This is a genomic window from Streptomyces sp. NPDC037273 (assembly GCF_055603625.1).
On sequence record NZ_JBVJVO010000001.1, the window covers coordinates 296552 to 315053 of the forward strand.

Annotated in this window: 14 protein-coding genes; 7 read left to right on the forward strand and 7 right to left on the reverse strand. The window is 75.2% G+C overall.

What is annotated here, in order from left to right:
- Positions 1 to 9: 9 nt before the first annotated feature.
- Entirely contained in the window at positions 10 to 3648 is a 3639-nt protein-coding gene (locus ACZ7G1_RS01325; protein WP_470877708.1) for a DUF5682 family protein, read from the forward strand.
- Positions 3645 to 5561, forward strand: a complete 1917-nt coding sequence (locus tag ACZ7G1_RS01330) for a hypothetical protein (protein ID WP_470877534.1) — start codon at positions 3645 to 3647, stop codon at positions 5559 to 5561. Before ACZ7G1_RS01325 ends, ACZ7G1_RS01330 begins: the two co-directional genes overlap by 4 nt.
- A gap of 58 nt (positions 5562 to 5619) precedes the next feature.
- Here ACZ7G1_RS01330 and ACZ7G1_RS01335 read toward each other — a convergent pair whose 3' ends face one another.
- The gene (locus ACZ7G1_RS01335; RefSeq protein WP_470877535.1) at positions 5620 to 6213 is read right to left on the reverse strand and encodes a CGNR zinc finger domain-containing protein; all 594 of its coding nucleotides are present in this window, start codon (positions 6211 to 6213) and stop codon (positions 5620 to 5622) included.
- An 85-nt stretch (positions 6214 to 6298) separates the two neighbouring features.
- Between ACZ7G1_RS01335 and ACZ7G1_RS01340 the strand changes: the two genes are divergently transcribed.
- Positions 6299 to 7588 carry an MFS transporter gene (locus ACZ7G1_RS01340; RefSeq protein WP_470877536.1) on the forward strand — a complete coding sequence of 430 codons (1290 nt, stop codon included), beginning with the start codon at positions 6299 to 6301 and terminating at the stop codon, positions 7586 to 7588.
- Here the strand turns inward: ACZ7G1_RS01340 and ACZ7G1_RS01345 are convergent.
- Positions 7549 to 8742, reverse strand: coding sequence for an MFS transporter (locus tag ACZ7G1_RS01345; protein WP_470877537.1), 1194 nt, complete (start codon positions 8740 to 8742; stop codon positions 7549 to 7551). The two genes, ACZ7G1_RS01340 and ACZ7G1_RS01345, sit on opposite strands and share 40 nt — an antisense overlap.
- A 100-nt stretch (positions 8743 to 8842) precedes the next feature.
- Positions 8843 to 9166 carry a plasmid stabilization protein gene (locus ACZ7G1_RS01350; protein WP_470877538.1) on the reverse strand — a complete coding sequence of 108 codons (324 nt, stop codon included), beginning with the start codon at positions 9164 to 9166 and terminating at the stop codon, positions 8843 to 8845.
- Positions 9167 to 9328: 162 nt separating this feature from the next.
- Here ACZ7G1_RS01350 and ACZ7G1_RS01355 point away from each other — a divergent pair, with 162 nt between their 5' ends.
- Positions 9329 to 11713: a SpoIIE family protein phosphatase gene (locus tag ACZ7G1_RS01355; protein WP_471203921.1), complete on the forward strand. Its 2385-nt coding sequence runs from the start codon at positions 9329 to 9331 to the stop codon at positions 11711 to 11713.
- Between the two features lie 30 nt (positions 11714 to 11743).
- On the opposite strand, the gene ACZ7G1_RS01360 is transcribed toward ACZ7G1_RS01355, so the two are convergent.
- The 3 genes from ACZ7G1_RS01360 to ACZ7G1_RS01370 form a co-directional block, all read right to left on the reverse strand.
- Positions 11744 to 14698 carry a hybrid sensor histidine kinase/response regulator gene (locus ACZ7G1_RS01360; RefSeq protein ID WP_470877540.1) on the reverse strand — a complete coding sequence of 985 codons (2955 nt, stop codon included), beginning with the start codon at positions 14696 to 14698 and terminating at the stop codon, positions 11744 to 11746.
- A 235-nt stretch (positions 14699 to 14933) separates the two neighbouring features.
- Entirely contained in the window at positions 14934 to 15389 is a 456-nt protein-coding gene (locus ACZ7G1_RS01365) for an ATP-binding protein (RefSeq protein ID WP_470877541.1), read from the reverse strand.
- A 28-nt stretch (positions 15390 to 15417) separates the two neighbouring features.
- Positions 15418 to 15756, reverse strand: coding sequence for an STAS domain-containing protein (locus tag ACZ7G1_RS01370; protein WP_470877542.1), 339 nt, complete (start codon positions 15754 to 15756; stop codon positions 15418 to 15420).
- A gap of 248 nt (positions 15757 to 16004) precedes the next feature.
- Here ACZ7G1_RS01370 and ACZ7G1_RS01375 point away from each other — a divergent pair, with 248 nt between their 5' ends.
- Entirely contained in the window at positions 16005 to 16484 is a 480-nt protein-coding gene (locus ACZ7G1_RS01375) for an STAS domain-containing protein (protein WP_470877543.1), read from the forward strand.
- A complete protein-coding gene (locus ACZ7G1_RS01380) occupies positions 16468 to 16947 on the forward strand; it encodes an ATP-binding protein (protein ID WP_470877544.1) in 480 nt (159 codons plus the stop codon). The genes ACZ7G1_RS01375 and ACZ7G1_RS01380 overlap by 17 nt, the downstream gene beginning before the upstream one ends.
- Here ACZ7G1_RS01380 and ACZ7G1_RS01385 read toward each other — a convergent pair.
- Entirely contained in the window at positions 16895 to 17815 is a 921-nt protein-coding gene (locus ACZ7G1_RS01385) for a SigB/SigF/SigG family RNA polymerase sigma factor (RefSeq protein ID WP_470877545.1), read from the reverse strand. The genes ACZ7G1_RS01380 and ACZ7G1_RS01385 overlap by 53 nt on opposite strands.
- A 211-nt stretch (positions 17816 to 18026) precedes the next feature.
- On the opposite strand from ACZ7G1_RS01385, the gene ACZ7G1_RS01390 reads away from it, so the two are divergent.
- Positions 18027 to 18362, forward strand: a complete 336-nt coding sequence (locus tag ACZ7G1_RS01390; protein ID WP_470877546.1) for a DUF3040 domain-containing protein — start codon at positions 18027 to 18029, stop codon at positions 18360 to 18362.
- Positions 18363 to 18502: the final 140 nt, after the last annotated feature.

Here is an 18502-nt window from a genome sequence, read left to right on the forward strand (position 1 = left end):
GGGCCCCGGGTGCCGGGTGAGCCGCCGACGGATGCCGACGCGCGGGCGGGCGCCGACCCCCGGGCCGTCGTCGACGAACTGGCCGCGTCGCGTGCGCCGTACCTCGTGGGAGTGCGCCACCACAGCCCCGCGCTCGCGGCGGTGGTGCCCGCACTGCTCGACGCGGCGCGGGCCGAGGTGGTCTGCGTGGAGCTGCCCGCCGACTTCCAGCCGTGGCTCGAGCACCTGGCCGACCCCGAGACCACCGCGCCCGTCGCCCTGGCCGGGGCCGGCGAAGGCGGCCGCCTCTCCTTCTACCCCTTCGCCGACTTCTCCCCGGAGCTCGCCGCCGTGCGATGGGCCCGGGCCCACGGAGCGGAGGTCGTGTGCTGCGACCTTCCCCTGTCCGACCCCGGCTGGTCCCTGCCGGACGCCGGCCGGGGCGACGAGGCGGAGGACCGCGCCGAAGGGCCGGCGCCCCGCTCGTTCGCCGACGGGCTCGCCGCTTCCGGTACCGGCCGCGCCGGTGACGACATGTGGGACCGCGCCGTCGAGGTGCTCGCCCCCGGCTGCACCCCCGAAGCGGTGCGCCGCGCGGCCCTCGGCGTCGGCTGGGCGCTGCGCGCCGACGCCGTCGTCCCCGCCACCGACCTCGCGCGCGAGGCCCACATGCGACAGGTCCTGACCGGCGCCGCGGCCGGCGGCAGGCGGGTCGCCGCCGTGATCGGCGCCTTCCACGCGCCCGCTCTGCTCGCGCAGGACGGCCAGGACCGCACCGAGTCCGCGGGCGCCGGTGCGCCGGGCGCGGCCGTGACGTCGCTCGTGCCGTACTCCTTCGACCTGCTCGATGCGAGGTCCGGGTATCCCGCCGGGATCCGGGACCCGCGGTGGCAGCAGGCCGTGTTCACGGCGGCCGGCGATCCGGAGCGGATCAGGGAGGCGGCGGCCACCTCGGTCACCGCCCTGTGCAGGGAACTCCGGCGTGCGGGTCACACGGCCGGTACCGGCGAGGCGGCCGAGACGCTCCGGTCGGCGTGTGACCTGGCCGCGCTGCGGGGGCTGCCCGCGCCGGGCCGGGGGGAGCTGCTGGAAGCGGTCACCACCGTCATGGGGCAGGGCGAACCCCTGGGCCGGGGGCGGGCGTTGGCGCGGGCACTGGAGGCGGTGTTCGTCGGGACCGTACGGGGGCGGATCAGCCCGCACGCGCCCCGGTCGGGCCTCGGCCCGTCCGTCGAGGAGGAACTCGCGGCGGTGCGGCTGCCGCGGCCCGAGGAGCCCGACGCGCGCGAGGTGCGCCTCGACCCGCTGCGTTCCGCGCTGGACGGCCGTCGGGAAGTGCTGCTGCAGCGGCTGCTGGTCATCGGGGCCTCCTACGGCGAGCCGGTCGCGGTGGCGGCCACCGGCGACGGCACCGCGCTCGGCACCAAGTGGCGGCTCGCGTGGACGCCGTCCGTACCCGCGCGGCTCGACCTCGCGGGGGTGCGCGGGGTCACCGCCGCCCAGGCCGCCGCCGGAACCCTCGCCGAGACGGCGCGCCGGGAGGCCGCCGAGGGAGGCCCCACGCCGGCCCAGATCCTGGCAGGACTGACCGCAGCCGCCCGCTGCGACCTGCCCGACCTGGTCGACGCGCGGCTGCGCGAGGCCGCCGAGGTCCTCCCCGAGACGGCGGACCTGCCCGAACTCCTCGCGGCCCTCGACCTGTTGGAAGGCATCCGGCGCGGCCACCACCCCGGCACCCGGGAGGACGCCCGCGCCTTCGCCGGCGTCCTCGCCGGTGAGCTGCTCGAAGCCGCCGTACGGTCCCTCCCCGGCCTCGCCGGGAGCGACACCCCCACGGACGCCGGCGCGCTCGTCGCCCTCGCGGACCGGACGGCCGCCCGGCACCTCGGCCTCCGCCTCGACCGGGCACTCGCCGAACTCGCCGCCGACGCCTCGCCGCTGATGCAGGGAGCCGCCCTGGCCGTGCGGGTCATGCTCGACCTCGACCCGGCCGCCGGGCTCGGGGAGCGTACGGCCGGATGGATCGACGGCGCGACGACGGCCGACACCCGCCGGGCCCTCACGCGACGGCTCGCGGGGCTCCTCACCGCCGCCGGGCCCCTCCTCCAGGCGTCCCCGGACGCGCTCACGCCCCTCCTCGACCGGGTGGACGACCTCGCCGACCAGGAGTTCCTCGACCGCCTCCCCGCCCTGCGCGGAGGCTTCGACGCACTCTCCCCGGCCGCCCGCGACCGTCTCCTCACCACCGTCACCGACCGCCTCGGCGACCGGCTCGACCTCTCCCTCGACGCCCCGCCCGCGCTCCTCGCCCTCTGGGCCGCGGCCGACGCCGCAGGCCTGGCCGCCCTCAAGACCCTCGGCCTGCCCGGCTTCGACGCGGCCCCGGCCCCGGCCCTGTCCGGCCCGGACCCCGCCGACGCGACGGACCGCGCGCCCCACACCCCCGTACCCGCCGTAGCCCCGGCCGGACCGCCCACGGCCGTACCGACGGAGACGGGACCCGCCACCGACCCGGCGGCTCCGACCACCGCCGGCACGCCCGGCCGTCGCCTCGGTCCCGCCGACCGGTGGCGGCTGCTGCTCGGCCGGCACAAGGACCGGTTGAGCGCCGACGCGCGCAGGTACGCCCGGGCGCTCGACGAGTTGTACGGAAGGGGACGCGGCGAAGGAGCCCATGACGCGGACGACGGCGGTGCCGGGCCGACGGGAGGCCAGGAAGCGTCGTTCCCCACGGCGCGGGAGTGGTCGCGGGAGCTGGAGGCGCTGTTCGGGGCGGAGGTCCGCGAGGAGGTGCTCGCGGAGGCCGCCGACGCGGGACGGGCCGATGTGCTCACGCAGTTGGACCCGGCGGCGGTACGGCCCTCGGTGGAACTGCTGCGATCGGTGCTCTCGCTGGCCGGAGGCATGCCCGAGGCGCAACTCGCCCGGCTGCGGCCGCTGGTGAAGCGGCTCGTCGACGAGCTGGCCAGGGAGCTGGCCACCCGGCTGCGCCCGGCGCTCTCCGGGCTGGCCACACCGCGGCCCACCCGGCGGCCCGGCGGCCGGCTCGACCTCGCCCGTACCCTGCGCGCCAACCTCGTCCACAGCCGGCGGACCGAGGACGGGCGGGTCGTGGTCGTCCCCGAGCGCCCGGTGTTCAGCACGCGGGCGAGCAAGGAGGCGGACTGGCGGCTGATCCTGGTGGTCGACGTCTCCGGCTCCATGGAGGCCTCGGTGATCTGGTCGGCGCTGACCGCCGCGGTCCTGGGCGGGGTACCGACCCTGTCCACGCACTTCCTGGCGTTCTCCACGCAGGTGGTGGACCTCACCGACCGGGTCGAGGACCCTCTCTCCCTGCTCCTTGAGGTCAGGGTCGGCGGCGGTACGCACATCGCGGCGGGCCTCGCCCACGCCCGCTCCCTCATCACCGTCCCGAGCCGCACCCTCGTCGTCGTGGTCAGCGACTTCGAGGAGGGCGGCCCCCTCGCCGGGCTCCTCGGCGAGGTACGGGCACTGGCCTCCTCAGGCGCCCACCTCCTGGGCTGCGCGGCCCTCGACGACTCCGGTGCGCCCCGCTACTCGGTCCCCGTGGCACGCCGCCTCGTCGCCGCCGGCATGCCGGTCGCCGCCCTCAGCCCACTCGCCCTCGCCCGCTGGGTGGGCGACCGCCTCCGTGGAGAACCCCGTTGAACCCCGAAGACCTGCCACCCGTGGCCCCCGACGTCCTCGCCGAGGCCGTCGAACAGCTCAGCGCCCGGCTGCGCAAGAAGCTCGACACCGCGATCACCGCCTGCCCCGAGCGGGCCACCCCGTCCGCCGACGGCTCCGTCACCGTCCCCTTCGGCGAGGACGCGGTCGTCACCCTCCATCCCACCCCCTCGGGCACGATCACCCACGCCGACCACGCCGTCTGCACTTGTCTCCTCGCCCCCCGCTGCCTCCACCGGGCCGCCGTCCTCGGCGCCGCCCCGATCGCGGACGCGGAGCCTGCGAGTGCGGTTGCGGCTGCCGCTGATGCCGAGGGGGCCGGTGCCGCCGTCACCGACACGGCCGCCCTCGCCCCTGATGCCGGCCCGGTGCCCCTCGCCCCGGCGCCACGGCGGGACGACGCACCGCCCGCGCTCGACGCCGCCCGGGTCCGGGCCGCGACCGCGATGTGGGAGGCGGCGGCCGAGGCGCTGGCCGCGGGTGTCACGGCCGGTGGGGCGGTGGTGCAGGCGGAGTTGCTGCGGGCGGCGCACACCGCGCGGCTGGCCGGGCTGCCTCGGGTCGAGGCGGCGGCGCTGAGGGTCGTACGGGGGCTGCGCGCGGCGCGGCGGCGTGGCGAGGGGCAGCGGCTCGGCGACCTGGCCGTCGCCTTCCGGGAGTTGCTCGCGGGGGCGGCCGGGTACGGGGTGGCGGGTGCGGCCCGGAGGACGTACGAACAAGGCGGCAGCCTGCGGGTGTGGGGGCTGTGCCGGGAACCGGTGCTGTCCGCCACGGGGTACGGGGGCGTGGCCACCCACCTCATGGGGCCGGATGGTTCGTGTTACACGGTGTCCGACGTACGGCCGGGCGGTATCGCCCGTGCCCGGGGCGCGGGCACCGCGTCCGTGGCGCTCGGTGGTGCGGTCCTCGACCACGCCGGGCTCGCCCGCGGGGGCCTGCGGATCGTCGGCGCGACCGTTTCCCCGGACGGCCGGCTCGGCGCGGGCAAGGGCGTGAAGGCGACCCCGCTGCGAGGGTTCGACTGGTCGGAGGAGCCGGTGGCGGCGCTGTTCGCCCGCCCGCTCGACGAGGCTGTCGCCGCCGCACTCGACGGCCTCGCGCGGGAGGACGGAGAGCGCGAGGCGGGGCTGCTGGGCTGCGACGTGGAGGTGCTCGGCGCGGCGGGGGAGTACGTCATCGCCCGCGTCGCCGGAAGCGGCCCCCTGCTGCGGCTCCGCCCTGCCCACCCCCACCCTGACCTCCCCCACGCGGCCAACCTGCGCCGCATCGCCCACCACCCGGGCCTCGCCCTCCGCGTCCTGGGCCGCCCCGACCCCGACCGGGCCGCCACACTCCGCCCCCTCGCGGTCGGCCCCGTACCGGGAGCCCCGTACACGCTCCGGCTCCCCGAGGACTGGCTCGGCCGCGCCGACCTCGGCTACGACCGCCTCCAGGGCAGCCACTTCCCGCGAACGGCGCCTGACCCGGCGCCGGCTGGGCCTGACCTGGCCTCGACTGGGCCGGGCCTGGCCCCGACTGCGCCTGACGCGGCCCCGACGGCGCCGGTGTCGGCGCCGTCCGGTCTCCTGACCGCCGCCCCCGACCCGCTCGCGGACGCCCCGCTCTGGCGGGTGCGCCGACTGCTGGAAACCGGGGTCGCGGGCGGGCGACGGGCCCTCGCCGAGTCGGGGCGTGGTGGGGACGCCGCGGCGCTCCTCGTACCGCTGCGGCGGGCGGGACTCGGTGGGGCGGCGCAGCTGGCCGAGGCTCTGATGGCGGAGGCCGACCGCCGGCCGCGCGACGCCTTCGGTCGTCTCGCCGACGCCTCGGCCGACGGCTATGCCCGGGCCTGGCTCGCCTCGGCGATCCACCTGGCCGCCGCCGAAAGGGCGTTGGTCCTGTCGTCCTGGACGTGACCGAGGCCGGGGCCGGGGCCGGCGTCGCGGGCGGACGCTCCGGCCCGAGGGCCGGCGCCTAGGCCTGACCCCGGCGGGCGCGGAAGGCGGCCGCCTTGGTGCGGTTCTGGCAGGCGGTGGAGCAGAACTGGCGGGCGGAGTTGCGGGAGGTGTCGATGTAGACGCGGTCGCAGCGGTCGGCGTGGCAGAGGCCGAGGCGGCCGGCGAGGGTGCCGCCGACGGCGAGTGCGAGGGCGGTGGCGCAGGCGGCGCTGTGGCCGGCGGCGAAGGAGGTGTCGGCGCCGTGGAAGTGGAGCTGCCAGGGCGGGGCGGCGGAGTCGGTTCCGGCGGGGGCGCGTTCGAGGTGGGGGCGGGCGCCGGTGTCGGCCAGGAGGCGGTTGACGGTGGTGGCGGCGAGGTCGGGGTCGCCGTCGTGCATGGCCTGGAAGACCAGGCGCATGGAGCGGGCGGTGCCGGCGAGGTACTCCGCCTGGGCGGCGTCGATCGTGCGGGGCAGGGAGCCCGTGACGTCGGAGACCGCGTTCTCGACCGCCCGGGGCAGGTCCGTTCCGCGCGGCACGGTGTACGGGCGGCCGCGGGATTCCCCGTCGGTGAGCGTGTTCACGAGCGATACGGCGTGTTCCAGCAGTACCGCGACGTGACTGTCGAACATCACTTGACCAGTCACTCCCTCGATGGCTAGCGTGCGTGACTGACATTACTCGATTCGACAGTTACGCGAAGGGCGGGGTAGTCGCATGCCGAGGACCGTCTGGCTGCTCGTGGCGGCGCGGGCGGTGAACCGGCTCGGCGCCTTCTCGCTGCCCTTTCTCACCGTCCTGATCAGCAAGGAGTTCGGGGCGACCGTCGCCACGGCCGGTCTGATCTCGGCGGGCTTCGGGCTCGCGACCATTCCTTCGCGGCTCCTCGGGGGCCGGCTCGCGCGCGGCATCGGCCGACGGCGCACCATCGTGCTCGGCCTCACCGGGTGCGCGGGCGCGCAACTCGGCATCGCGGCGGCCGGGTCACTGGTCGCGGTGGCGGTCTTCGCGGTTCTGCTCGGCCTGGTCTTCGAACTGTACGAGCCGCCGAGCCAGGCGCTGATCGCCGAGTCGGTCGGGCCCTCCGAACGGGTCCGCGCCTACGGCCTGTTCAACGCCGCCCTCGCCGTGGGCGGCACCGGCGCGGGCCTCATCGCCGCCGCCCTGGGCCGCTGGGACCTGCGGTGGCTGTTCGTCGTGGACGCGGCCACCTGCCTCCTGTGCGCGCTGTTCCTGCGGCTCGCCCTGCCCGCCGACCACACCGGCCGCCCGGGCGCCGGCTCGCCGAACACCCCCGAGGGTGACCCGGCGGAGCCCGTACGGCCCTGGCGGGATCCGGCGCTCCGGGCCGTGTTCCTCGCCGGGACGCTGTTCGCGCTGGTGACCACGCAGATCGCGATGGGGCTGCCGTTGACCCTCGTGCGGCGCGGTCTCGAACCCGCCGACGCCGGGCTGCTGTTCACCGCGTCGGCGGTGACGGTGGTCGCCGCCCAGCCGCTGCTGCGCCTGCGCCGCGTCGCGGGGCTCTCCCATTCCGCGGCCATCGCGGCCGGACACGTCCTGCTCGCGGCCGGTCTGGCGGGGTACGCGACGGCGTCCACACTGCCGGGGTTCCTGGTGTCGACGGTGCTGTGGAGCCTGGGGGACGTGCTGGTGCTCGGCCGGGTCCTTTCCGTGGTCGCGGATCTGGCGCCGCGCGGGGGAGCCGACGCGTACCTCGCGGCGTACGGGATCAGCTGGGGGATCGCCACCGTCGCCGCGCCGGTCACCTCGACCCAACTGCTCGAACACCTCGGGGCCGGGGCCCTCTGGGCCGGCACCGCGAGCCTCTGTCTGGTCCTCGCCGCGGCGCAGCTCCTCGTGGTCGAGCCGCTCCTCCGGGCGCCCGCGCGCGGCTCGCGGACGAAGGGGCCGGGCAGAGCGGGCGCCGGAACCGGAGAAGCGCCCTCGGAGGGGGGCGACCGCGGTCAGGAGACCTCGGTGCGGACCGGGCGGCGGAGCAGGTAGGCGGCGGCGGAGGCGACGAGCAGGAGCATGCAGGCGGTGAAGACGAGGCCGGCTTCTTCGAGGCCGAGGGGGTCGGAGAGGAGACCGACGCCGATGACCGGGATGGAGATGCCGGTGTAGGCGACGAGGAAGAGGGTGGAGATGACGGCGGCGCGCTGCCGCGGAGGGGCGGCCCCCGCGACGGCGGACAGGGCGGCGCGGAAGGAGAGGCCCTGTCCGGTGCCGCCGACGACCGCGGCGACGACGACGAGGGCGAGGAGGTCGGCGGCGAGCGCGCCCGCGAGGGAGGCGAGGCCGGCGAAGAGGACGGCGCAGCCCAGCGGAAGGGAACGGGCCACGCCGACGGGGCCGACGGCGAGCTGGCCGGCGGTGGAGGAGAAGAAGGCGAGGGCGACGATCAGGCCGGTGACGGCGTGGTTGTCGACGTGGAGGAAGCGGGAGAGGAACGCGGGGCTGACCGAGGTGAACACCCCGAAGAGCGCGAAGCCCACGAAGGCGGCGATGGCCGCCGGCACGAAGACCGGCCGGACCTGGGCGGGCAGCGCCGGCCGCTGTGGTCGTACGGCGGTCAGGGGGCGCCGCTCCCGCACGGTCTCCGGCAGCCACAGCAGGGCGCCGACCGACACGGCGACCAGAGCGAGATGGACGGCGAACGGCAGCAGCAGGGGCTCGGGGGCGTACTCCGCGAGGACGCCGGCGAGGAGCGGGCCGCAACCGAGACCGCCCATGTTGGCGGCCGTCGCGACCAGGGTGGCCCGAGCCGTGCCGCCGGGCGGCGCCAGGTCCATCACGTACGCGGTGGCGGCCCCCGTGAAGAGGCCCGCCGACAGGCCCGACAGGAGCCGGCCCGCGTACAGCCATCCGAGTCCCTCGGCGCACAGGAAGCAGACGGCGCTCGCCGCCGCGAACCCCAGGCCCCAGAAGAGCGTCGGCCGCCTGCCGATGGTGTCCGAGGCGTTGCCCGCCAGGAGCAGTACGCCGATGACCCCGAAGGCGTAGACGGCGTACACGACGGTCACCGTCAGCTCGGAGAACCCGAACTTCTCCTGGTACAGCGGATAGAGCGGCGTCGGCAGCGTCGTGCCGGTCATCCCTACGACGAACACGGCCCCGGCGAGCAGACACCGGAGCCACCCCTGACGATCACCGACCATGCCGCCGACGGTATCCCCGCCGACGGCTCCCGTCGTGCTGACGCGAGCCCGCGATCGGGTTCATCGAGGAGCGGTCGCGCCGGTGGTGGCCGGAGCGCGCTCAGTGGCCGAGGTGCCGCTTCAGCTCCGCCTTGTTCATCGAGGAGCGGCCGTGCAGATTGCGCCGCTGGGCCTCGGCGTAGAGCTGGTCGTACGTGGGGCCCTGCGCGCCGCTGTGCGAGCGCTTGCCGCCGCGCCGGCCCGAGGACATGTCCTGGAGCGAGCTCTTGCTCGCCGTCTTCGACTCGCCGGACCGGGCCCGTTCCTTGTTGACGGTGCGGGCCGCGATCTCCTTGGCGCGCTCCTTGCTCTCGCCGCGCTCGAGGGCGCTCTCCTTGATGTGCTCGTACTGGCGCTCGCGCTTGGCGTTCGATCCGCGGGGCATGGCCCTCTCCTCTCCGACCGTGAAAGCCTCCCGGCCCGTGCAGGGAGCGCGTGCCCTGTTCATCCTGGTTCATGCGGATTCGGTGGCCTCGCGCGCGTAGAATCCGGAGCGCGGGCGCATGTGCGTCCCGGAGGTCCGAGAGCCGGCGGGACGGAGGCCGATGTGACCGGTTCCGGGGGTGAGCGGGGGTGGCCCCGTGGCGCCCTGGTGGATCCCGGGTTCGCGGGGCTGACGGCCGAGAACCGCTGGCTGCGCACCCGGCTCGCCCATCGGCACCTGCTCGACCTGGCCGCCGGGGTGCTGGCGGCCCAGATGCGGCTGCCGACGTCCGAGGCGGCCGAGCACCTGGCCTCGCTCGCACGGGCCACCGGCCTGTCGGCCGAGGACATCGCGGCGGACATCGTGAACGCGGTGGCCGGAGACGGCGCCCCCTCCGGCACCGTTGCCCCCGGGACCGGCACCCGCCCCGGCACCGGCGTCTCCTCCGGCACCGGCGCGCACGCCTCCGGGACCCCCGAGGTCGCCGGCCTCCACTGGGCCGGGGAACAAGCCGTCGAGCACCTCGCCGAGCGCCGCAGGGCCAGGCGCGCCGCCGCGGTCGCCGAGATCGCCGACACCGCGGACGAGGCGGCGCGGACGCTGCTGGACGGAGGGCTCTCCGCCCTCGGCGCCGACAGTCTCTGGCTGTGGCAGCGCGCGGGGCCCGGCTGTCTGCGACTGGTCGGGCACGCCGGGGTGGGAGCCGCGGAGGCCGAGGCCTGGCAGTGGATCCCCCCGGCCACGCCGGAACCCTTCAGAAGCGTCCTCGCGGACAACGCGCCCGTGTGGCTGGAGCGGGGGCCGGCCGACGGGGCGCCGCTGCCAGGCCCTTCCGAGGGCGCCGCCCGCGCGCTGCTGCCGCTGAACCGCCGTGACAGGTCCGTCGGGGTCGCGCTGGTCGGCTGGCCGGGCCCGACTGTGCTCGACGCGGCGGCGCGGCGGGCCGTCGCCGGGCTCCTGGAGGTGGCGGGGACCGTGCTGGACGGGGTCGAGCCGGACCGGCCGCCCGTGCCCGTACTCGTGGACGTCCTCGACGCGCTCGCTCATCCGGCGGTACTGCTCCGCTCGCACCGGACGTCGGGAGCCGCGGCCGTGGAGCACTTCAACGACGACGCGGTCGCCGCGCTCGGGGGCGCCGCGCCCGCCGACGGTTCGTCCCTCGCCCGCGCCTTCCCGCAGGCGCACATCGAACTCTCCCGGCTGACCCGCCGGGCCCTCTCCACGCACCACACCCAGCGGGCCGCCCGGCTGCCGGCGACACCCCGCCCCGTCGAAGCGCCGCCGCTGCTCGACGTGCGTGTCCTGCCGGCCGGTGAGGAGTACGCCGTCGTGCTGTGGCACACCACCGGGGCGCCCGGACTCGCCACGGCCAGGGCGGTCGCGGGCCTGCAGAGCGTGGCCCCCTTCCAGGACAGCCTGACCGGTGGCGACACGGTGTGGGCGCCGCAGGCGTACGGGATCCTCGGCGTCGACCGGGGCGAGCCGCCGTTGCCGCTCGCCGGGCTGCGCGAGCGGGTCCACCGGGACGACGGCGAGGCCCTGTCGGAGCTGCTCGACACGCTGACCCGGCGGCAGGCGGGCGCGCAGACGGTGCTGCGGGTCGTCCTGCCCGACGGGGCCGTGCGCCATGTGCGGGTGGCGGCGGAGCCGCTGATCGAGAAGGGCGAGGTCACCGGGCTCGCCGGGGTGTACCAGGACGTCTCCGACAGCCGCCGCACCGAGGTCGCGCTGACCGCGACCTTCGACCACCTCACCGCACTCCACGACCAGGCGGAACTGCGCCACCAGCTGGCGCTCCAGCTCCAGCAGGCGATCGTCCCCGAGGTCGCCGGCCTCCAGGAACTGCCGGGCGGTCTCGTGGTCGCCGCCCGGTACCGGCCCGCCGCCGAGGAGTACCGGGTCGGCGGCGACTGGTACGACGTCCTCGCGCTGCCCAGCGGCCAGGTCCTCGTCGCCGTCGGCGACATCGCGGGCCACGGCATCGACTCCGTCACCGGCATGGTGGCCCTCCGCAACGCCCAGCGCGCCCTCGCCTTCACCGGCCACTCGTCGCGCCGCCTGATGGGCTGGCTCAACGAGGTGACCCTGCGCACCGGCGGCGGCACCACGGCCACGGCGGTCTGCGCCCTGTACGACCCCGAGGACCACGGCCTCGTGTGGTCGAGCGCCGGACACCTGCCGATGCTGCTGCTCCGCGACGGCAAAGCACGGCTCCTCGACCCGCCGCAGGACGTCCTCCTCGGCGCGGTCCCCGGTTTCGCCTACCGCGAGCAGCGGATCGGGCTGCGGCCGGGCGACACGCTGCTCCTGTACACCGACGGGCTGATCGAGCGCCGCCACTCAGGGCTCGACGAGGGCCTCGCGCTGCTCGCCGCCGACGCCGAGCGGCTCGCGCGCCACGAGCCCGACCGGCTCGTCGACGAACTGCTCAGCACGGCCACGGGGGACACCGACGACGACACCAGCATCGTCGCCGTACACGTCCGGGACGGGGCGGCCGAGGGGTGACAGCTCCTCACGGACCCGCGGGTGGCCGGGTCAGTCCGTGAGCCACGCGCTGATCTTGGCGGCCAGCTCGTCGCCGTCGACGGGCTTGGACACGTAGTCGTCGGCGCCCGCCGCGAGAGCCTCGGCGCGGTCGCCCGGCATGGCCTTCGCGGTCACCACGATGACGGGGAGCCGGGCGCGGCCCGGCAGCCGCCGGATGGCCTGGATCGCGGTGTAGCCGTCCATTCCGGCCATCATGACGTCCATGAGGACGAGCCGGACCTCCTCGTGGGCCGTGAGCGCGTCGAGGCCGGCCTGGCCGCTGTCGGCGGTGAGGACGCGCAGGCCGTGCCCTTCGAGGACTTCGGTGAGGGCGAAGACGTTGCGGGCGTCGTCGTCGACGACGAGCACGGTCACGCCCCCGGGAGGCTCGGCCGGACGGACGGCGGGTGCCGACGCCGGCGTACCGTCCTCGGCCTCCGCCGCGCCGGCGGACGGCAGAGGCAGCGGCGCGGGCAGGGAGCTGGTCGTGGGCAGGTAGAACGTGAAGGTGCTGCCGTGGCCGGGGCGGCTGTCGGCTTCGATGGTGCCGCCCAGGAGGCCCGCCACCTCACGGCTGATGGACAGCCCGAGACCCGTACCGCCGTAGCGGCGGGCGGCGGTGCCGTCGCCCTGCTGGAAGGCCTCGAAGACGTGCCGCAGCTGTTCGGCGGCGATGCCGATGCCGGTGTCGGTGATGCGGAAGGCGAGCACCGGGCTGCCGGTGAGGAGCGCGGGCGGTATCTCGTCGGGGGAGGCCTGCTCGACGGCGAGGGTCACCCGGCCCTCGTCGGTGAACTTGAGGGCGTTGGAGAGGAGGTTGCGCAGCACCTGGCGGAGCCGTGCCTCGTCGCCGACCAGCTCCTCGGGCACGTCGTCGGCGAGGGTGACCGTGAACTGGAGGCGCCGTTCGTCGGCGACCGGCGCGAAGGTCGCCTCCAGGTACTCCGTGAGCTGGCGGAGCGGGAACGGCTCGTGCCTGATGTCCATCTTCCCCGCCTCGACCTTGGACAGGTCGAGGATGTCGTTGATCAGCTGGAGCAGGTCGGAGCCGGCCGAGTGGATGACCTCGGCGTAGTCGGTCTGCTTCTCCGTCAGGTTCCCCTCGCTGTTCTGGGCGAGCAGCCGGGCCAGGATCAGCAGGCTGTTGAGCGGGGTGCGCAGCTCGTGGCTCATGTTCGCGAGGAACTCGGACTTGTACAGCGAGGTGCGGGAGAGCTGCTGCGCCCGCGCCTCCAGTTCCTGCCGGGCCTGCTCGATGACGAGGTTCTTGGACTCGATGTCCTTGTTGCGCTGGGCGAGGAGGGCCGCCTTCTCCTGCAACTCGGCGTTGGAGCGCTGGAGCTCCTGCTGGCGGGTCTGCAACTCCTTGGAGCGGGAACGGAGTTCGTCGGCGAGGCGGCGGTACTGGCCGAGGAGTTCGTCGGTGCGGAGGTTGGCGACGAGTGAGCTGAGGACGGCGCCGGCGCTGTCGACGAACCGGTCGAGGAACTCGCGCCGCACCCCGGTGAAGGGCTGGAGCGAGGCGAACTCCAAGGCGCCGAGGACCTGTTCCTCCACGACGATCGGCAGCACGATCAGCGTGCCCGGCTCGCCGGTGCCCGTACCCGAGGCGATCGTCGCGTACCCGGTGGGCACCTGCTCGACGACGAGGGCGCGCCGGTCGCGGGCCGCCTGCCCGACCAGGGACTGGCCGAGCCGGAAGCGGCGGGGTGGCGCCTCGGGGTCGTCGGGGGACCCGTAGGAGGCGGTCAGGACGAGTTCGGGGCCCTGCTCGTCGTCGGAGGCGAGGAAGAAGGCCCCGTACTGGGCGGCGACCAGCGGCGGCACCTCGGCCATGATGAGTTCGGCGATCTCGGGGAGGGTCCTGGTGCCCTGGAGGAGGCCGGTGATCCGGGCGAGGTTCGTCTGGAGCCAGTCCTGTTCCTCGTTGGCCCGGGTCGTCGCCCGCAGTGACTCGACCATCGAGTTGATGTTGTCGCGCAGGTCCCTGACCTCGCCGGGCGCGTCGACGGTGATCGAACGGGTCAGGTCTCCCTCGGCGACGGCGCTGGTGACCTCGGCGATGGCGCGGACCTGGCGGGTCAGGTTCCCGGCGAGTTCGTTGACGTTCTCCGTGAGCCGCTTCCAGGTGCCGGAGACGCCCTCGACCTCGGCCTGGCCGCCGAGCTTGCCCTCCGTACCGACCTCGCGGGCGACGCGGGTGACCTCGGCGGCGAACGAGGACAGCTGGTCGACCATCGTGTTGATGGTGGTCTTCAGTTCGAGGATCTCGCCCCGAGCCGAGACGTCGATCCGGCTGGTCAGATCGCCCTGCGCGACGGCTGTGGTGACCTGGGCGATGTTCCGCACCTGGTTGGTGAGGTTGTCGGCCATCGAGTTCACCTTGTCGGTGAGGTCCTTCCAGGTGCCGGAGACCCCGTGGACGGTCGCCTGGCCGCCGAGCTTGCCCTCCGTGCCGACCTCCCTGGCCACCCGGGTGACCTCCTCCGCGAACGAGGACAGCCGGTCGACCATGGTGTTGATGGTCTCCTTCAGCTCCAGGATCTCGCCGCGCGCGTCCACCCTGATCTTGCGCGTGAGGTCACCGAGGGCGACGGCCGTGGCGACCTGGGCGATCGACCGCACCTGGGACGTGAGGTTGTCGGCCATCGTGTTGACGCCGGACGTCAGCTCCCGCCACACCCCCCGCGCCCCGGGCTCCCGGATACGGCCGCCGAGCAGCCCCTGGCCGCCGACCTCGCTCGCGACCCGGGTGACCTCCGAGGTGACCAGCGACAGCTGCCCGACCATGTCGTTGTAGACCCCGGCGATCTCGCCGTGGATGCCGCCGCCGGCCTCGGGCAGCCGGACGGACAGATCCCCGTCCCGCACGGCGGTCAGCCCCGCGAGCAGACGCCGCAGGCCGTCCTCACCCGGCGCCCCGACGGCCGGCTCGCGGTCGGGGGATGATCCGCGCTGTGTCATGAAGGACCTCGCACAGACGAGCGCGGGCCGGGCCGGATACCGAGTGCACCGCGCGACCCCGCGTCACTTCCACTGTAGGGCGGGCGCCGCCACGGGGCCCGGGCGCCGGCGCCGCCGGTGCCGGTGCCGCGCCGGGGCGTCGTCCCCCGGGCCGAGCCGTCGTCCCCGGGCCGGGGCGTCGTCCCCGGACCGGGCCGTCGTCCCCGGACTGGGCCGTCGTCCCCGGACCGGGCCGTCATCCCCCGGTCCGGCCGTCGTCCGCGGGCCCAGGCCGCACGACCACCTCGAACCAGACGGCTTTCCCGCTGCCCCGGGGCACCCAGCCCCAGGCGGCGGAGAGTCGCTCCAGGAGGTAGAGGCCGTGCCCGGAGGAGCGGCCCGGGCGGTGTGGGCCGTGGGGGCGGGGGCGTACCGGGCTCGTGTCGCTGACCTGGACCCAGAGGCGTCCGTCGGTCCGTTCGAGGCACAGCTCGTACGGGACACCGCCGTGGGCGAAGGCGTTGGTGACGACCTCGGAGACCAGGAGCAGGGCGTCGCCGACGGCCACCTGCCCGGGCGCCCCCGCCGCACCGAACCACTCCCGGAGGGCCTGTTCGGTGTGGTCGCGGCACGCACGGGCCGCCCCCTCGGCCTCCGCCAGCTCGAAACGGCGAGTCCGGGCGGTCTGGGGCTCTACCGGCCGACCGGTCATGAGCTGCGCCTGCCCGGCCACTGCGGCGCTATGCGGTCGCGCGCCGCTCGGTGAGGGCCGTCTCGGCGTCCTCGTACACCCGGAAGAGCCGCTGCGTGCCGGTGATCTCGAACATCCGGGCCACCGGGGGGCGCAGGCCGGCGAGGTCCACGCGTCCGCCCTTGGTGAGGTGCCGCAGTCGGGCCTTGAGCAGCAGGTTCAGGCCGGTGGAGTCGCAGAACCGCAGCCCCGCGCAGTCCACGAGGGTCCTCCCGGCCGCCGGGCAGCCGTCCAGGGCGTTCCGCAGGGGCGCGGCGGTGTCGTGGTCGAGATCCCCGTCCAGGAGCAGGACGACGGTGCCGGGTCGCTCGCCGGGGCTCCTCGCCACGTTCAGCCGCCCCGGCGCGGGGCCGGGGCCGGAAGGCGCGGGAGGGGGCGGGGGAGTGCCCATGGCGTGTCCCTGGAAGTAGGTACCTGCTGTCGATGGGCGGCTGCCCGTCCCACGCCCGCGTATGCCCGCCGGGTGCCGCCGTCGGGCACCTCTTCGCCTCCTTCGGAGCATCGCGCCTTTCGGGAGTCCACCCCCATCGGAAAAGGTGTAAAAAGGGCGAAGGGTGCGAGGAGGCTGGTGATTCCATGCGGGACGAAGAACTGGTGGAGGAGGACTCCGGGCCCGGGCGCGAGCGATTCGGCGTCGCCGTCCGGCCCGTACCGGAGACGGACACCGTCGTCCTGACGCTCGTCGGGGAGCTCGACCGCGACTCCGTCGACGCGCTGTGGGCGGCGGTCGAGGAGTGCCCGCCGGCCGGCAGGATCGTCGTCGACTGCTCCGGCCTCCGTTTCTGCGACTCGTCCGGCCTGAACGTGCTGCTCAGGACCCGGCTGCGGATGCTGGAGACCGGCGGGCGCGTCGAGCTCGCCGGGCTGCGCGCCCCGGTGGACCGGATGTTCGAGATCACCGGTGCCAGGGGTGTGTTCCAGGTGTACGGAAGTGTCGGCGAGGCACTGGCCGACGGCGGCCCTGAGCGCGGCCCTGAGCGCGGCCCCGGGCACGGCCCCGAGCGCGGCCCCGAGCGCCGCCACGAAGGCGGCGGAGGCCATGGTCGAGAGCGCTGAGGCCCCACTGCCGCCGGTGCAGGTCCGCAGGCTCGTCCTGAACGGGACCCGGGGAGTGGTGGCCCGCTGCCGGGACTTCACCGCCGAGGCGCTGGCCGACTGGGGGTGGATCCCCCCGGAGACGGAGGAGGCGGGACAGCGGGTCGAGGACGTCCTGCTCCTGGTGTCGGAAGTCGTCACGAACGCCTGCCTGCACGCCGGCGGCCCGCAGGAGTTCGTCCTCCGGCACGGCGCGGGGAGGCTCCGCGTCGAGGTGGCCGACGCCAGCCCCGAGCATCCCCGCGCCCAGCTGCCGCGCTCGCCCGGGCTGCCCGGCGGACACGGCCTGATGGTGCTCGACCGTCTCGCCGGTGACTGGGGCACCGAGGACAAGGGGCCGGGCGCGGTGGGCAAGGTGGTGTGGCTGGAGGTCAGCCGGCCGTCCCGTCCGCCGTGGCACCGTCCTGGAGCAGGCCCTTCCTGAGCTCGCCGAGGATCCGGGTGAGCAGGCGGGAGACGTGCATCTGGGAGAGGCCGACCCGTTCGCCTATCTCCGACTGGGTCAGTTCCTCCCCGAAGCGCAGTTCGAGGATGAGCCGGTCGCGCTCGTCGAGCCCGGCGAGCAGCGGCCGCAGCGACATCAGGGACTCCACGAGCTCGTACGAGGGCTCGGTGGCCGACAGGTGCCGTGCGCTCGCCCCGGACAGCGATTCCTCGTCGCCCGCGGGCACGTCCAGGGAGCGGGCGGCATAGCCGTGCGCCGCGAGCTGCCCCTCCGCCACCTCCGCCACGCTGACGCGCAGCCGGTCCGCCAGCTCCGCCCTGCTGGGCCGGCGGCCGAGCTGCTGTTCCAGGGAGTCGGCGGCCTTGGCGAGGTCGATCCGCAGCTCCTGGAGGCGGCGCGGCACCCGGACGGCCCAACTGGTGTCCCGGAAGAAACGCTTCATCTCGCCGACGATCGTCGGCAGCGCGAAGGCTGAGAAGTCCACGGCCCGCTCGGGGTCGAAGCGGTCGATCGCCTTGATCAGGCCGATCGTCCCCACCTGCACGATGTCCTCCGTCGGCTCCGCCCGGTTCCTGAACCTCCGGGCCGCGAACTTCACCAGGCTGAGATTGAGCTCCACCAGCGTGTTCCGTACGTACGAGTACTCCGGCGTCCCCTCCTCCAGAACCCTCAGCCGTGCGAACAGCGCCACGGACAAGGTCCGGGCGTCCCCCGTCGAGGCGGCCGTCGGCCGCACCGGTTCAGGTACCCCGCCCAGCGCCACCCGGCGCGTCTCGGCCCCCGGACCGCCCACGGGAACCGGGGCGCGGTCGACAGTCATGGCGGAGCGTGCTCCGACGGTGGACATGAAGGCTCCTTCGACGGTGGCGGTGGGCCGGCGCCGCGGCACCGGAAGGGGCGGCGGGGGTCCGTCGGTCGAGCATCTGGGGCAATGATTCCCGCTATCGCACGGTTTGACACGCTTCGGTGGGGAACCAGCAGAGATGCGACGCGACCGCGTCGGTGCCGTCGACTCCGGCTCTCGGACACGAAGCCGGGATCGGGAGGAGGTGTCCGTGATGGACGAGGCCCGACTCTCGCCGCGTGAACTGCGCGTTCTCTCGGAGATCGAGGAACAGCTCGACCGCGACGAACCGCTCGCCCGTCGCCTGCGCACCATGCGAAGCGGCCCCCGGCTCCCCCTGCCCACGCTGGCCGGCCACCGGCTTCTCTTCCTCGGCGTCGCCGGCCTCGGGGCCGCCACCCTCGCCCTGCTCGTCCTCGCCGTCGCCACCGAGACCCCGCTGCTGATCTGGCTCTTCGCCGGCATGTGGGTGCTCACCCTCGTCACCGTTCTCCGCATGGTCGTCCGCTGGTCCCGCCGCAGGTCCGCGGAGCTCCACAAGGCGACCTGACCCCGCCGGTGCGCCCGCACCGCACCCGACCGGGGGGGGGGGGGGGGGGAAAAGGGGGGGGGGGGGGGGGGGGGGGGGGGGGGGGGTGCGCAGAACGCGCTCGAAGAGCAAGAGAACATTGTGCGTAGAAGCGAAGAAAA

Coding starts and splice junctions, on each gene's coding strand:
- ACZ7G1_RS01335 (WP_470877535.1), bottom strand. CDS start 6,213: ATGTTCGACAGTCACGTCGCGGTACTGCTGGAACACGCCGTATCGCTC.
- ACZ7G1_RS01340 (WP_470877536.1), top strand. CDS start 6,299: ATGCCGAGGACCGTCTGGCTGCTCGTGGCGGCGCGGGCGGTGAACCGG.
- ACZ7G1_RS01345 (WP_470877537.1), bottom strand. CDS start 8,742: ATGGTCGGTGATCGTCAGGGGTGGCTCCGGTGTCTGCTCGCCGGGGCC.
- ACZ7G1_RS01350 (WP_470877538.1), bottom strand. CDS start 9,166: ATGCCCCGCGGATCGAACGCCAAGCGCGAGCGCCAGTACGAGCACATC.
- ACZ7G1_RS01360 (WP_470877540.1), bottom strand. CDS start 14,698: ATGACACAGCGCGGATCATCCCCCGACCGCGAGCCGGCCGTCGGGGCG.
- ACZ7G1_RS01365 (WP_470877541.1), bottom strand. CDS start 15,389: ATGACCGGTCGGCCGGTAGAGCCCCAGACCGCCCGGACTCGCCGTTTC.
- ACZ7G1_RS01375 (WP_470877543.1), top strand. CDS start 16,005: ATGCGGGACGAAGAACTGGTGGAGGAGGACTCCGGGCCCGGGCGCGAG.
- ACZ7G1_RS01380 (WP_470877544.1), top strand. CDS start 16,468: ATGGTCGAGAGCGCTGAGGCCCCACTGCCGCCGGTGCAGGTCCGCAGG.
- ACZ7G1_RS01385 (WP_470877545.1), bottom strand. CDS start 17,815: ATGTCCACCGTCGGAGCACGCTCCGCCATGACTGTCGACCGCGCCCCG.
- ACZ7G1_RS01390 (WP_470877546.1), top strand. CDS start 18,027: ATGGACGAGGCCCGACTCTCGCCGCGTGAACTGCGCGTTCTCTCGGAG.